Below are 15,240 nucleotides of genomic sequence, written 5' to 3'. Positions count from 1 at the left end.
CTCCGACCTCATACTCCTTTCAGTCATGGATCACTACCATCGCCCCCTCAGGCACATTTTCATAAAACCACCGTGCATCTTCATCCCTCATCCTTATGCAACCGTGGCTGGCGGGAATCCCCAGCTTCTTGTACTCCTCCTCGATGATATTTCCTTCTAAGTCCCGGGGTATCGAATGAAAGAGAAAGTCTCCTTTTATCCTTACCCAGTACAGGGCCCCCTCTTTATATTTCTCCGACCAAAAGCTCTCCCCCCTATCCTTTATGGTAAAGTATCCCAGGGGTGTTTCGTTTTCCAGTCCCGGAAGACCTCCCGAGACCAGCATAGTCCTTATGGCCCTAGCGCCCCGATATATTACTACCTTTTGCAGCCGTCGGAGATTTACCTCCACCCACAACTTATCCCCCATATCCATGATTGAAAAATTAAAACTAAGGGGTTTCATCACCTCACCGAATAAAGATTTTCCACAAATCTCAGCTTCATAAGTCCTCCCCGGCAAAAATGCCGCATGAGGTTTATAGGTGGCGGTCCTCCCCTGCACCACCGTGTCCCCCGTCATCCCCCCTATCTTTACTGCAACTTCCGCCATATCTACATCAAAATTTATTATCACAGGCCCATAGACCGGCACATCCTTTTGACCATCGGAGGGACTGGTTGAAACTACTTGAGGCACCGTGGCCGCTTTAAAGGCTCTGGAAAACTCCACCTTCTTTGACATTCCCGTAAAATTTTCCATATATCCATCAAAATCAAGCCTGTAGCTCTTTCCGGGTTCAAGTCCCTTTTCGGGTAATATGTACCATTTGCTGTAATCTTTAAAAAACCTACCTTCTAACCCGAGGTTCATGCCGGGCTTTAGGGTAAATTTAAAATCTGTCTCAAGGTATTTTGTAAGCCCTTCCTTTTTTATAGGGGTGCTGAAATTTAATACTATGGGGCCTCGAGTAGGCGCTACAGGAGAAAGCCCAATCAAAAAGGGCGAGATATTTGCCCGGTAGAGGGCCTTTGCGCTTTTATATAAGCCGGGGATTCTTGTTTTCAGCGGCTCTATGTAAAGCCTCGTCAAAAACCCCCGAGGAAGACCTTCCTCTACTGCAAATATCTCTAAAGTCGAATCGTTTAACCAACGAGCATTTTTAATTATCTTTACACCGGGCCTTTCTGAAGTAAAATGGATTTTATCTTCAACATTTCGGGCAGCCATGTGTATAAGAAAATTGACTGTTATTTTGACGGTCCCGGTATCATCCAGTTGCTCAATGATGATGCGGTTCGTTTTTGAAAAAACCATCCAGGATATCACGATGATCATTAGACTTATTAAAAAATAATACTTCCTCATTCCCTCAGCTCCTTTTCATCTCCAGTGTTTCTTAACTATTTTTATGATGAAAGTATGCTGAACTTGACTGTAAGCCGAAAATAAAAAAGCTGTGAGCAAAGTCACAGATTTCAATTAAGACTTATGATATATTGTATATGGTTGGAGCGAACGGAGAAACCAATGCATCAATATTTATAAAAAGGAGCTGATAAATGTGGCAATAAGGAAGATCGTCAGGTTTGATGAGGAAAAGTGCAACGGCTGTGGGCTGTGCGTGCCAGCCTGTGCCGAAGGAGCTATAAAGATCATCGACGGAAAGGCACGGCTGATATCCGATAAGTACTGTGACGGCCTCGGGGCATGCCTGGGAGAATGCCCTCAGGGAGCAATTACCATCATAGAAAGAGAAGCCGATGAATTCGATGAAGAGGCGGTAAAGCAACATCTTGGCGTAAAAGATGGTCAAAATCATTCACCAGACTATGATATGCATGGCTTTTTCTGCCCCGGCAGCAGGATGATGGATTTAAGACGAGAAACTATTGGCAGCTCTTGCCCTGGGTCCCGGTCGATGGACTTGAGAAAAGGCACAGATTCCAGTAATGATAGCGCAGCGATCGTTCCGAAAAACGAAGGTCAAGATGCGGACATGGTGGAGGCAAAAGCGGGAGATGTGCAGATAAATATAAGATCTCAGCTGGGTCAGTGGCCGGTGCAGCTCATGCTGGTGCCGGTGGAAGCACCGTATTTTGACAGGGTGGACCTTTTGATCACGGCCGACTGTGTGGCGGTGGCATATCCCAACTATCATCTGGGACTTTTGAAGGGAAAAGCGGTGGTCATGGGCTGTCCCAAGCTTGATGATGGGAATTACTATATAGAAAAGCTTGCTGAAATCATCAAGAACAATGACATAAAAAGCATCACCGTAGCTCACATGGAAGTGCCGTGCTGCTACGGCATGGTACAGATTGCCCGGGAGGCCCTCGCCCGCTCGGGCAAGAACGTTCCTCTTAAGACCGTAGAAATAAGTATTGAAGGAAATATAATTTGAAGAGAGGTACAAGCCTCTCTTTTTTTTTTTTTTCTGATTTTAAGATTAGAGACTGACAAAGATGTTGGTAATGATTTAGAGAAATGACAATGTTTTAAAAAAGGCGCCACCTTCAAGCGCCTTTTTTAAAACTATACTCTACCTTCCCGTTTTTCCTTTCCACTTCAAAATCGTATAGTTTTTCTCCCACCCGCATTCTTTTTACAGTAATATGGTTTATGCTGTCAGGCAGGGTCGGGTCCAGAGAAACGATGCCCTTTTGGGCGTCAACTCTTATGCCCAGGATGGCTTCTAATAGGGCAAAAGGTGAGGCGGCGGCCCAAGCCTGGGGGCTGCAGGCCACAGGGTACTGCGTAAGCGGCCTTTCTCTCTTATCATAGCCGCAGAAAAGTTCCGGCAGGCGGCCGTGAAATCCTGCCGAAGCTTCCAGCAGAGCATCGAAAACCACCTTTAGATGCTCCCAGAACCCGTATCTTGAAAATCCCAGGGCGATAAGGGAGTTGTCGTGGGGCCATACCGAGCCGTTGTGGTAACTTTCCGGATCATAGGCGGCCTCCTTTGAACTCATGGTCCTGATGCCCCACCCCGAAAACATCTCTGGTGAGATCAATCTGTCCGCCACATATTTTGCATAGACTCCATCGATAATCCCCGACCACAGACAGTGGCCCGGATTTGATGTTATGGAATCCACCTGCCTCTTATTCCTGTCCAGGGCTTCGGCAAAATATTTTTTATCCTCCATCCAGAAGGCTTTATGGAAATTTCGTCTTAAGGCAGCGGCTTTATTCTTGAGTGCCTCAACTTTATCTTTAATGTTCCCGGGATCGGTATCTTTCAATATCTTATAAAGTTCGGCCATGCCCATATATGCATCATAAGCATATCCCTGAATCTCCGCAAGGGCTATGGGAGGTGACGCAATTTTGCCGTCGCTTGCTCTCACCGAGTCCTCCGAATCCTTCCATCCCTGGTTTGTAAAACCTTTTTCATCGGCCCTCATGTATTCAAGAAAGCCGTCATTGTCCCTGTCTCCATAGGATATCACCCATTCCAGGGCTTTTTCCGCCGCAGGCAGCATCTTTCTTAAAAACTCTATATCACCGGTCCATTTGTAATACTTATGAAGAAGCACCAAAAAAAGCGGTGTGGCATCATGGGTGCCATAATAGGGGCCGAAAGGCACCATGCCTGTATTGGTGAACTCACCTTCTCGGATCTCATGAAATATCTTGCCAGGTTCTTCTTCGCTCCTGCCGTCTAATTTCAAGCCCTGATATTTTGCCGCAAGCAGCAGCACATCCCTTGCAATACCGGGGTTTATCATTAGAGATTGTACCGCGCAAACTATGCTGTCCCTACCGAAAGGCACTGCAAACCATGGGATGCCGGCCGCCGGGATGCGATAACCTTCATAATTTAACAGAAGTGATCTTAAATCTTCAATACTTCGTTTGTACAGGGAATTAAACCGTTCATTATCGGTAATAACCTCGGCACATTCCATACTCCATTCGTTAAAGCTTTTTTCAACTGTTTTGAGTCCTTCATAAAAGTCCAGGGTTGTCGCCTTTTTTTCATTTCCGACCGTTACGTTAACATGGACTTCGAACGTGAAAACTTTATTTGGGGGAAGCTCTGCCATGAAAACCACCTTATTTTTCTCGTAACGTGCATCTTGGTTAAACTGAACCGTAGTCTTTCTTAAAACCCCATCAAGACCGGTATATTCAAAAACCACCTGTCGGGCTTCCCTTTGAACCCCGGGCTTTGATCCGTATATACCCCCGGCAAAGCCCCTTACGTCGAATATATCTTTAAAATCCGCGTCAAGATCCAGTGTAACGTTTGCGATTTCTGTTTTTAATCCGCAATTTTTTAAAACAAAACTCTCATAAAATGTGTTTTCATATATAAAGGATTTCCTGTACATTTGTAAGATACGATCATTATCGTCTTCTTTGTATTCAATTGATATTTCCTTTGAAAAATTCTTTTCGGATGTTATCTTGGACAATTTTGGTTTTTTACCGTCAATTTCAAGGTCATATTTTGACAGAAAGCGGGTATCTTTGTAAAACAGTCCATAACGGTCTTCCTTTATATTTCCTTTACCGTCGGTTACGATAAATATCCTGTCATTATTTATCGTAATATTTTCACTTATTATATCAACGATTTTACCATAGTCTTTTAAGTCCTTTAATACCATATCGGCTTTCTTAAGTATCTTGGGGTCCCCTACGCCGACGGCAAACATGCCCGCCCTTTTAATGGCTTCGATGCCTGCTGCGGAATCTTCTATACCTATGCATTCGGAAGGCTCTACACCGATATTTATTGCGGCGGTCAGGAATAATTCTGGATCGGGCTTACCTTTTCTGATCCTGGACGCATCAACGATATAGTCAAACTCGGAGGCTATTCCCAGCTTATTAAGTACTGTAGGAGCGTTTTTGCTGGCAGAAGCTACAGCAGTTTTTATACCTTTTCTTTTCAGGATTTCCATGAGCTCCTTTACACCGGGCAGCACATCGTCAGGTGTTAGAGTCTGTATAAACTGTTTATAATACTCGTTCTTTTTTTCCGCATAATACTTTTTTTGTTCCAAAGTATATGAAATGTTGCTATTTTCGAGGATTATATCCAGGGACTCCATCCTGCCGATTCCTTTAAGTCTTTCATTTGTTTTTTTATCAAAATAAATACCCAATTCATAGGCCAGTTTTTTCCACGCTTCATAATGGAATCGGGCGGTATCGGCGATGACACCGTCCAGGTCAAAAATCACTCCGCCGTAGTGCATTTTTTATGCCCCCCGGAAATATATACCTTTTTTACCATGGCCCCTTTTTCCAAAAACATCTCCTCTTCTAAACACCGTATTTTTAACGGGTCCCCTTCCATAAGGGTAAAACTTATATCACTCTTTTGCACTTTTACCAGGAGTTTCCTGCCCCTATATCTCACTTTAAAGGTCATGCTATCCCAGTGAACCGGAAGTTTCGGCGAAAAGCAAAGTTCTCCGTCTCCAACTTTCATCCCGCCAAATCCAAAGACGGCGGCAAGCCAGGTGCCCCCCATACCGGCTGCATGGATACCATCCTTCGTATTGCCGTTATAATCATCCAGATCCATACGGGCCGTTTGGATAAAATATTTATAGGCCTTGCTGTCATAACCTATCTCTTTTGCCAGTATGCTGAAAACCGCAGGAGAAAGGGATGAATCATGGGTAGTTATAGGTTCATAGTAGTCATAGTTTTTCTTAATTTCTTCCGGGGTAAATTTTTCTCTCATCAGCAACATCAAAAGAAGCACATCGGGCTGCTTACATAATTGGTGCCTGTATATATTGAGATAATGCCAGTGTAAAAGCAGCGGAAACTGATCTTCCGGTATCAGATCTATGTCGATCTTCTTTTTATAGAGGAAACTGTCGTCCTGGGGAATAATACCGAGTTCTTCGGAAAAAGGAAGATACATATTCCTGGCCGCCTTTTCCCAACGGCAAATTTCCTCATCTTTAAGACCAATTTTTGATGCCAGGGCTGCATAAAGTTGGGGGCGTTCCATTTTAATTTTTTTCGCAACTTCAACGGCATACTCCAAATTCATTTTTGCCATATAGTTGGTGTATGCATTGTTATCCACCAGTGCGGTATATTCATCGGGGCCAGTGACACAATTGATGCAAAACTTATTCCCCTTTAGAAGGATATATGACCCCAGGTCCTGCCAGAATCTGGCCGTTTCAAAAATTATTTCGGCTCCAAAATTATATAGAAATTCCTGATCTTGAGTTGCTTTTACATATTGTTTAATAGCATAGACTATATCTGCATTTATATGGTACTGGGCGGTCCCTGCCGGGAAGTATGCGGAACATTCCGGACCGTCTATAGTCCTCCATGGAAAAAGGGCTCCCTTATGCCCCAGCTCCAATGCCCTGGCTCTGGCGGCATCCAGTGTTCTGTAGCGCTGAAGCAATAGATTCTTTGCCGTTTCGGGCCTTGTATATATGAAAAACGGCAGCATGTATATCTCTGTATCCCAGAAATACTGACCTCCATAGCCTTCACCCGTGAGGCCCTTGGCCGCTATACCGGTCTTTTTGTCCCTGCCCGCCGATTGAAGCAGCGAAAAAAGGCTGTAGCGAATCCCCTGCTCAGCAGCGGCATCTCCTTCAACTACTATATCGGCATCATCCCAAAAAGCTTCCAGAAAGTTTTTTTGCTCATCCTCCATTACCTTTATGCCATCCTGTTTTGCCCTGGATACTTCGTTTATTGCCGATTCCTCGATATTTTCCACGTCATCCCGGGATGTATAATATGAAATGTATTTAGATAAATTGTAACATTTCCCTTTTGAGGCTTTTACGGTTATATCCACCCGGACCATGTCACCTTTTGCCTCAGTTAAAACAGAATGATCTAAGCCGCAAGATATCTTATGCTCTACTGCGCAGGCAAGTTTAAAACCGCTCCGGTTGGTTTCCTGGACCATAAATCCCATGGTATTATCCGCAACGGTTTTTATGGTCCGGAATACTTTGCCCTCGATACCGGCTCCAACCCTGACGTCTTTTTCGACGTCTTTTTTGTCATACCGGCTATTTTGTATATCACCGTTTATCAAAGAGATAAATTTCAGCTGGCCGTCAAAATTAACAGGTACCACTGAAAAAAATATGAATGCAAGATGAGGCCTGGTCAATGAAACCATCCTTTTGATGCTAACGTCCACTATCCTACCCCCGGGTGATTCCCATGTGAAATTTCTTTCCACAGTACCTTTTTTCATGTGTAAAATTCTTTCGTACGAGCGGATTTTACCCTTAAGTAAATCAAGGGGTTCGTCATCTATCATAAGCTTGACCATCCTGGCATCGGCTACTTTGACCATAGCCTGGCCTTTTTGGGCAAGTCCGTACCCACCCTCCGGGTAGTCGATGTCATACTCTTCATAGAATCCATTGATGTAAACGGCGTTAAACGTGGTATTTTCCGGGCCGCTGTACCCCTCCTCAAGGTTCCCCCGCATGCCCATATATCCGTTGGCCGTGGTAAAAATGGTTTCATTTCTGTAGTTTGTACCTATGTTAAATTCAGTTTCCTTAATTTGCCATTCATCAAAAGGGTAAATGATTTTACGTCCATTGCTTGTGTTCATACATCATATCCTCCAGAGTTTACTGGACCATGCACCGGAAAGTAGCTTTCCGATACATGGTCCGCCTTTTTCTTACTATTGGCCGGCAGATTTTTTTGCCTGTTCTATGGCATCATGATATTTATCGAGGGTAGCCTTTATATCCTTGCCCTCAAAGATTATCTCCCTTAAGGCACTGTTTACAGCTTTATCTACATCGGCCCAGTATGTTAGGTTGGGCCTGGGTTCAGCATATTTTAAAGCTTCATTCACAGCCTCAAAGTATGGTTTCTGCCAATCTTCAACCTTTCCGTAGGCATCGGTCCTCATTGAAGGCCAGCCCAGCTTCGATGTCAGTTTTTCCTGCACTTCTTTGCTCATGAGATATTCCATAAATTTAACGGCCATTTCCTTGTTGGGGGCGTTTTTGGGTATGCCGATGACCTCTCCACCCAGCACATGTGATTCCTTTACGGGGCCGCTCCAACCATGATATGCTTTAATCTCCTTCTTGCCCCCGTCTTTTACCACCACAACGGAAGTGAAGGGCCAGTTCTGGATCAAATAGGCGCTATCGGTTGCTAGATATTGATTGGGAGTATTCCAGTCGGCTTTCTTGGACTCGGGTGACAGATAAGGTTGTAACTCTTTCAGGAATGTAAAGGCTTTAACTGAGCCTTCATCGTTTAGTACTACAGGATCTCCTCCGGCTGATCTTATGAGGTCAAACATATGAATGGTGCTGTCAGGGCCAAGATTCTCTTTGATTACCACCCTGCCCATGCCTTCCTTTTCCTTAAAAGTCCTGGCCACTTGTAAAAGTTCTTCCCAGTTGGTGGGCGGTTTTAAACCATATTCATTAAACTTTTTCTCGTTATAAAAAGTAATTTCCACATTGGGCCTGTAGGGCATAAAGTAAAGTTTTCCGCTAAACTCACCCACCGGGACCAGCGCCGGGATTACCTCCTTGGGTATCATATCTCTATAGGAAGAAAGGTCTTCCATCAGCCCTTTATCAACCAGCGGCGCCAGCTGCATATTGTCCTGAGTTATAAGGTCTATATCCATGGCATTGGCTTTATGCATGGACTCCAGCTTTTTAACCGCATCTCCGGCTTCCATCTGGACCGGCTCTATTTTTACTCCATATTTTTTTTCAAAATCCGGGAATATATCTTCCCTCATGACTTTCCATTCCTCTTCAGCCAGGCCCATAGATACCTTAAGCACTTTTTTCCTTGCATCGGAAACTCCTTTACTGCCGCACCCCACTACCATTGTAACTACCAGAGAGGCGATGATCGCCATAACCAAAATCTTACCTAAAATGTTTTTATTCACTCTTAAAACCCCCACTTTTAATTTTTTGTGATAGTATAAGTTTTAACCTTTAACGGCTCCCGATAGATATCCCCCCTTCATGTACCTCTGCAAAAAGAATGTTACCAGCAAAACCGGTATCATAAGAATGGTGGCGTAAGTAGCTGCGTCAAACCACCCCCCTCTCACCACATAATAATATGTTTGAAGTGGAAGAGTCCTTTTAGACATGGTAAGATACAGTGCATAGGTAAACTCATTCCAGGAGTTAAGCCATACAAACATGGCTGCCACCGCAATGCCCGGCATGGCCAGAGGCATGATTATCTTTAAAAGTGACATGACTTTTCCCGCTCCATCCACCAGAGCAGCCTCTTCTAAATCTTTTGGAATAGTCTCAAAAGTTCCCACCAGGATCCATGCGGCAAAGGGCAGGTTTAAAATGAGGTGAGCCATAACAAGTCCTATATTTGTATCAATGAGATTCCACTTTAAAAACTGTACCGAAATAGACAGCGCTATGGCCACTTCAGGAAACATTCTCAAGAGAAACAGTGAAAGCACGATGGCGTATTTGATTTTGGAAGGCATCCGGGCTATTACATAAGCTGCCGGAGCAGCTATTACCACTGCTGCAGCGGTAGTAATGGTAGCCACCAGGAAACTTTTTGTTAAAGGAGCCCATAATCCTCCTGATCTTAAAATCTGCCTCCAATGATTAAAAGTAAAACTTCTTATAAGAAATGAAGGATGAGCGGTCAAAATCTCCTGGGGAGAACTCACTGACACCTTAAAGAGAATATATACGGGTATGATCATGGCCACCATGGCCAAAAAGGCGAAGGGTAGGTATAAAGTATTGGAAAGCTTTTCTCCAAAATCAATCTTCCTCATGTCAACGCTCCTCCCCGGAACTTACTATTTTCAAATAGGCCGTGATAAATACGGCAATGATGACAACAAGGATGGTGGATGCCGCCGCTGAAGAGTATGCGTTGGAGTAAGTGTTGTATTCATCATAGGCAAAGGTGGAAATAACCGGCATGGTCCTTCCGGCCAGCACCAGCATCAATTCAAACACTCTGAAGGCGTCGATACCTCTCAACACCAGAGCCATGGTAATGGAGGGCTTTAAAAGCGGCAGGGTCACGTTTCTGAAGGTCTGCCAGGCAGTGGCACCATCGATTCCGGCCGCCTCGTAAACTTCTCCCGGAATGCTTTCAAGGCCTGCCAGCAGGATGAGGATGACCATGGGCGTCACCTTCCACATATCTGCGAAAGAAACCATCATCAGAGTTTTAAATCCGCCGCCGGCCCAATCTACCGGAATGTTAATGATATGCAGGCGCCACAGCATTTCATTGAGGTATCCATGTATATTGAATATATAGGTCATGGCTACGCCCGATACCAGCGTAGGTACCCCCATGGGCACCAACAGCAGGGAGCGCAACAATCCTCTGCCCCTAAACTTCCTTTTTAAGACGAGAGCTATGCCCATAGCGGCAACCATTTCCATAGTAAGGCTCATTAAAGCAAAAGCTACGGTATTAAAAAGAGCGCTTTTGAATTCTACTTTTCCAACGATTTCTCTGTAATTTTCCAGGGTAAAAATTCCCGTAACGGAATCCTGAAAGCCCATGATAACTGTGTTGATGATGGGATAAAGAGTAAACCCTAAAATATAAAGTAATAGGGGAGCAATCATGATGATTTCAAGCTTGTATTTTTTAATAAATGTATTAATCTGCACGATACTTCACTCCCTCCGGTTTCAAAACATAATTTTTGAAAACGTAACCGTTTACGATACATTTTAAAAAAATATTTAATTTTTTATTCGACTACAGGAATCTCTGATCATCAGTTTATGATCTAAAATAATTTTTTTAGGTTGTATGCTGCCTGTTTCTCGGTTTTCAATCATTTTAATGAGCATTCTGGCAGCTATGGCTCCGATTTCATACATGGGCTGAGCAATTGTAGTTAGAGCCGGTCTCGTGACCTCACACAAGTCTATATTGTCAAATCCCATGACCGATATATCCTCCGGGCATCTTAAGCCGCTGTCATATATGGCATTGATGGCACCCATGGCCATCATATCGCTTATGGCAAAAATGGCTGTGGGTTTTATCCTGCCTTCCAGCATTTTTTTTGCAGCCAAAAAAGCTCCTTTTGCCTTAAAATCGGCTTCCATGTGAAGCTCGTCATACACATTCAGCCCCGCCTCTTCAAGGGCTTTTCTATATCCCATGAGCCTTGCCACACTGTCTACGGTTTCTTTCATGCCGTCCAGAGGCCCGTGGATGATACCTATACGCTCATGGCCCAGGGAAATCAGGTAATTTACTGCATCGTAAGCGGCTTTAAAATTATCTATGGCCACATAAGCCGTATCCAGCTCCGTAGCTCTGCCGGCCAGGACAACGGGGATATTCTTGGATTTAAACGCCTCAAAATGCTCTTTTAAAAAATAGTCGCTATGAAATATTATACCGTCCACCCAGCGGTTTTTTAATATGTCGATGTACTGGAATTCCTTTTCTCGACGGTTGTCGGCATTGCACAATATTACATTATAACTGTATATGTGGCAGGTATCCTCAATCCCTCTGACTACCTCCCCGTAATAGGGGTTTGAAATATCCGGCACGATAAGCCCCAGAATATTGGTTTTTCTTTTAGTCAGGGTACGAGCCGGGATGCTGGGTTCATATCCTATTTGCTTTGCTATATCAAATATCTTTTTTTTAGTCTTTTCACTTACATCGGGCTTGTTGTTGAAAGCCCTGGAAACGGTGGCTATTGATACATTTGCCAATTTTGCGACATCTTTTATATCAGGCAAAGCATATCCCTTCTAACAATTTTCATGATCTATTCAGCATCTTGAACAGTGCCGATGTTTCTTCACTCGTTCGGAGTATGCATCTAAACTTTCCGTAACCGTTTACGATTTCATTTTATCATAACTTGCAAAATAATTCAATACTTATCATCAAATTATTTTAATAACATACCATTCATCATCTCTTGATGATCTTTAATTGCATGAAAAAACTTTGGTGGTGTTGACGCGAGCTTTATATCCTCAGGAAAACTATTGTGCAAGGCAAAAGGTCTGAACTGTACAAAAAACAATTGATTCTTCCTAAACAAGGCAATATAATAAGTGATAAGAGGATAAGCTTGATGTCGGCGCGTGCCTTGTGCGTTGAGACGGCGAAAAGCGCTCAATAGATGTTATAAATTTTATAAAACGCCCACCTCATCAGCGGCCCTGTGGGTATCGCACAATACGGCCTTCCCGGAAGCAAGGACCTGGGAGACAAAATAGCGATCCAATTTGAAAAGGGCTTTAAATCCGTCATACTGGAAAATACATGGATATTGGGAGATCTGGTACGCGATGATGGGGAAGCCGCAGATCCCGGGGTCGATGGTAACCTTAGTCATTGATGTCACTCCTTTTACACAAAATGAAAAATGATTCTGATGTAGAAAGTCGGTAGAGGTGGCATGTGAAGGCCGGCGGCACCATAAAGTGAGGTCATAGCCACTCTTAAGCCCGAAACAAGCGGAGCAGGGGCGGCATGCAAGGATGCATGCCGGCCGGCAGCAAGGCACACGCCGAATTGCCGGCTTTAGCCCTGCGGAGCGAAGGAGCGGGCTTTAGAGTGGCTTGCCGAACAATCCGGTGCCTAGGCATTCACAGACACCTAGAGGAACTTTTTACACAAAATCAAAAATACATTGCTCCCATAAACTCTTCCTGGAAAGACGACTCAGCAGATAGTTCAATATATTTTATCCTGTTTTTTATGTCGTTTGCAATCTTGAGCTCATCATCGGAAAGCAGGGCCATGATAGCGCCCGTGCCGGCCGCATTGCCTATCTGAGAAACTTTATGCTTCAATTCCTTGGGAATAAGGCCTATGGTAACCGCACTTTCCACACTTATATAGTTGCCGAAACCTCCTGCAAAGTAGACCCTATTTATTTGACCGGGCGTAATGCCCATATGGTTCATGAGTATCTTTATCCCAGCATATATAGCTCCTTTTGCCAGCTGTATCTGCCTCACATCCTGCTGGGTAAGGTATATGCCGGTTCTTTCATCCAGCAGAAAAGCCCTCTTGTCTTTATAATCGGTAATTCTTGCAAGGATTTCGGGAGGAATTTGGCCCTCGATCTCATCCTCTTGTTTCACCTTCCCGGTCTCTTCCAATATTCCCCATTTTACAAGCTGGGCAATGGCATCTACGACTCCCGAGCCGCATAGTCCTACCGGAGGAGCGCCTCCGATGGTGGTATATATTGGATTCTTGCCAAAATCTACATGGTCTATGGCTCCCACCACTCCACCTATGCCGAAGGTTATCCCGGCGCCTTCGAAGGCAGGACCGGCGGCAGCAGAGCAGGCCAGTAACTTCTCTCTATTACCCAGGACTATTTCACCGTTGGTGCCTATGTCCAAAAGCAGTCCTATTTCCTCTTTTTCATACATACGGCTGGCCAGGACCGCAGCCACGGTATCGGCTCCCACATAGCTGGAAACCATGGGGAGGGTAATGATGTAACCCTCGGGATTTATGTTTATTCCCAGTTCCCGGGCTTTGGTTTCGGTTTTATCGGTAAAGGCAGGGATGTAAGGGGCATTGGCTATGTTCTTGCAGGGAATGCCTAAAAACAGGTGCATCATGGTGGTATTGCCCACCGCAGTTAACTCATAGATATGCCGGGGCGATAATCCGTTTTTCTTACAAAATTTAGTTATGATGTCGTTCAATTCAGCTATTATAAGTTTCTGTAGCTGCTTTAGACCTTTATCATCTTCCATCGTATGGTTTATCCTGGTAATGACGTCTGCTCCGTAAATTCTCTGAGGATTTAACGATGAAGCAATATCTATCTTCCTGGTGGATTTTATATCGTAAAGATATGCCGCAATGGTGGTGGTTCCAATGTCTACTGCGATGCCGAAGAATTTATCGGCGCTCTTGGATTCTTCTACTGAAATTATTTCGTAAGAGCTTTTATCCTCAATTAAAGATGAATTATCTAAATTTTGCCGTATTACACAAGAAACCTTGTATTTATTTCCCTTAAGAATTTCCGGGATTTTTGATAATAATTGAAGGGGTATCTTTATTTTATCATAACTTGCCGAAACTATTGAATTTTCTATATCGGAAACTTCAGGTTCTAAACTTGCAGCAGAGTCGGAAGTTGTGACCGTTAAACCTCGGATAAGCCTTGTAACATCATCCCTCTGGTCTTCCAGCGACGGAAGCGGAAGGTCCATCGCTACTTTTTTGATGCGGGGGTTCAATGATTTTATGATATTTTGTTCCTTTTCCCCTTCCGTAAGTATGACGGCTTTGTTGCTGTCTTCAGGGATATATACCTTTATATTCTGATCCACCGCAGTAAAACAGGCCAGGCGAAAACCCTGTCCTTTTGCGTCGGACGACAAAAGTTTTTGCTCTTCCGGACTTAAATCGATGTCTTTTAGACCTTCTATCCTCACTTTGCATTTTCCGCAGGTCCGCTTGCCTCCACAGGCATTGGGCACATGGATGCCGTTTTCCAGAAGGGCAAAAAAAAGATTCGCACCGTGAGATACTGTAATTTCTCTTATCTGTCCGTTTATTACGACTTGAACGTGATGCTGTTTCCTGGGCATTAGCCTGTAAGTGCAATCTTCCAATTCACAGTCGATACAATCATGGTCCACGGTGGAAATTTCCAAACCCTTTCCTATTCCGTAAACTACGCTCAGAGATTTTACAGGGTTCATCATAAAGCTGTCATTAAGGGTGACACCGATGGAACCATCGTCCAGCAGTTTAAACACCGTGGCCTGGTCTTTTATGTCCCAATCGTTGTGCCCCGGGGAAAGGCGGTGGGTAATGCCGTTTCCGGATTCTTTAACTTTCTTGACAAGTTCCAGCCAGAAAAGACGGTTTAATGCATTTAAAGCAGAACTGCCTATACAGTCAAATATCATGCCCCGCATATAATCTCCTGCCTGAAAATATGAGGCGGATTTCTCATCTATTCCGGGGCCCAGAGTGGTTATGGCTACCGTAATATAATCGGCACTCGAAAGATTTTTTACTATATAATCGCCGGAAAAATAGTTTCCTCCCGAAAGAAGGATTTTTTTCGCACTTTATCGACGGTAAAGTTGAAATTCTCATAACATACCTTTGGTGAAATCAAACTTGATGATTCCTCCAGAGCTTTTTCCACTTCCGCATGAACATCCCCAGGGACTTTTTTTATATCCTTATAACCCAGATTCCTCAGAATCTCTGCTTTGTTCGGCTTTACGGTCATCTCGACCACATGCATCTTTAACACCTCAGTTTTTTAT

The 15,240-nt window shown here is 44.1% G+C and carries 11 protein-coding genes; 1 reads left to right on the top strand and 10 read right to left on the bottom strand.

The window, feature by feature from the left end; translation table 11 throughout:
- Positions 1-19: 19 nt before the first annotated feature.
- Complete coding sequence (locus tag D2962_RS03980; RefSeq protein WP_122014208.1) at positions 20-1,348, bottom strand: L,D-transpeptidase family protein; 1,329 nt, start codon at positions 1,346-1,348, stop codon at positions 20-22.
- Positions 1,349-1,544: 196 nt separating this feature from the next.
- Here D2962_RS03980 and D2962_RS03975 point away from each other — a divergent pair, with 196 nt between their 5' ends.
- Positions 1,545-2,384: an ATP-binding protein gene (locus tag D2962_RS03975; RefSeq protein WP_122014207.1), complete on the top strand. Its 840-nt coding sequence runs from the start codon at positions 1,545-1,547 to the stop codon at positions 2,382-2,384.
- Positions 2,385-2,496: 112 nt separating this feature from the next.
- Here D2962_RS03975 and pgmB read toward each other — a convergent pair whose 3' ends face one another.
- From pgmB to D2962_RS03925, 9 genes are all read right to left on the bottom strand, one after another.
- Positions 2,497-5,190: a beta-phosphoglucomutase gene (pgmB, locus tag D2962_RS03970; protein WP_122014206.1), complete on the bottom strand. Its 2,694-nt coding sequence runs from the start codon at positions 5,188-5,190 to the stop codon at positions 2,497-2,499.
- Positions 5,172-7,559 (bottom strand): glycoside hydrolase family 65 protein, encoded by a 2,388-nt coding sequence (locus D2962_RS03965; protein ID WP_122014205.1) that lies wholly within the window; start codon positions 7,557-7,559, stop codon positions 5,172-5,174. The genes pgmB and D2962_RS03965 overlap by 19 nt, the downstream gene beginning before the upstream one ends.
- 75 nt (positions 7,560-7,634) lie before the next feature.
- On the bottom strand, positions 7,635-8,846 hold the full coding sequence (locus tag D2962_RS03960) for an ABC transporter substrate-binding protein (RefSeq protein WP_122015728.1): 1,212 nt from the start codon (positions 8,844-8,846) through the stop codon (positions 7,635-7,637).
- A 75-nt stretch (positions 8,847-8,921) separates the two neighbouring features.
- Positions 8,922-9,752: a carbohydrate ABC transporter permease gene (locus D2962_RS03955; protein WP_120765336.1), complete on the bottom strand. Its 831-nt coding sequence runs from the start codon at positions 9,750-9,752 to the stop codon at positions 8,922-8,924.
- 1 nt (position 9,753) lies between these two features.
- The gene (locus tag D2962_RS03950; RefSeq protein WP_120765437.1) at positions 9,754-10,566 is read right to left on the bottom strand and encodes a carbohydrate ABC transporter permease; all 813 of its coding nucleotides are present in this window, start codon (positions 10,564-10,566) and stop codon (positions 9,754-9,756) included.
- A gap of 120 nt (positions 10,567-10,686) precedes the next feature.
- The gene (locus D2962_RS03945; RefSeq protein ID WP_120765337.1) at positions 10,687-11,709 is read right to left on the bottom strand and encodes a LacI family DNA-binding transcriptional regulator; all 1,023 of its coding nucleotides are present in this window, start codon (positions 11,707-11,709) and stop codon (positions 10,687-10,689) included.
- A gap of 404 nt (positions 11,710-12,113) precedes the next feature.
- Positions 12,114-12,317, bottom strand: a complete 204-nt coding sequence (locus D2962_RS03935) for a hypothetical protein (RefSeq protein WP_122014203.1) — start codon at positions 12,315-12,317, stop codon at positions 12,114-12,116.
- Between the two features lie 286 nt (positions 12,318-12,603).
- Entirely contained in the window at positions 12,604-14,880 is a 2,277-nt protein-coding gene (locus tag D2962_RS03930) for an ASKHA domain-containing protein (RefSeq protein WP_222927671.1), read from the bottom strand.
- Positions 14,881-14,981: 101 nt separating this feature from the next.
- Positions 14,982-15,218: a hypothetical protein gene (locus D2962_RS03925; RefSeq protein ID WP_122014201.1), complete on the bottom strand. Its 237-nt coding sequence runs from the start codon at positions 15,216-15,218 to the stop codon at positions 14,982-14,984.
- Positions 15,219-15,240: the final 22 nt, after the last annotated feature.

Origin of the sequence: Biomaibacter acetigenes (assembly GCF_003691585.1) — a bacterium.
GTDB lineage: Bacteria > Bacillota > Thermosediminibacteria > Thermosediminibacterales > Tepidanaerobacteraceae > Biomaibacter > Biomaibacter acetigenes.
This window is presented reverse-complemented; position numbering and strand designations above follow the sequence as displayed.

What these genes read in the sequence shown, in the direction of transcription:
- D2962_RS03980 (WP_122014208.1), bottom strand. Translation starts at nt 1,348, where the DNA reads ATGAGGAAGTATTATTTTTTAATAAGTCTAATGATCATCGTGATATCC.
- pgmB (WP_122014206.1), bottom strand. Translation starts at nt 5,190, where the DNA reads ATGCACTACGGCGGAGTGATTTTTGACCTGGACGGTGTCATCGCCGAT.
- D2962_RS03965 (WP_122014205.1), bottom strand. Translation starts at nt 7,559, where the DNA reads ATGAACACAAGCAATGGACGTAAAATCATTTACCCTTTTGATGAATGG.
- D2962_RS03960 (WP_122015728.1), bottom strand. Translation starts at nt 8,846, where the DNA reads ATGGCGATCATCGCCTCTCTGGTAGTTACAATGGTAGTGGGGTGCGGC.
- D2962_RS03955 (WP_120765336.1), bottom strand. Translation starts at nt 9,752, where the DNA reads ATGAGGAAGATTGATTTTGGAGAAAAGCTTTCCAATACTTTATACCTA.
- D2962_RS03950 (WP_120765437.1), bottom strand. Translation starts at nt 10,566, where the DNA reads ATGATTGCTCCCCTATTACTTTATATTTTAGGGTTTACTCTTTATCCC.
- D2962_RS03935 (WP_122014203.1), bottom strand. Translation starts at nt 12,317, where the DNA reads ATGACTAAGGTTACCATCGACCCCGGGATCTGCGGCTTCCCCATCATC.
- D2962_RS03930 (WP_222927671.1), bottom strand. Translation starts at nt 14,880, where the DNA reads ATGCGGGGCATGATATTTGACTGTATAGGCAGTTCTGCTTTAAATGCA.
- D2962_RS03925 (WP_122014201.1), bottom strand. Translation starts at nt 15,218, where the DNA reads ATGCATGTGGTCGAGATGACCGTAAAGCCGAACAAAGCAGAGATTCTG.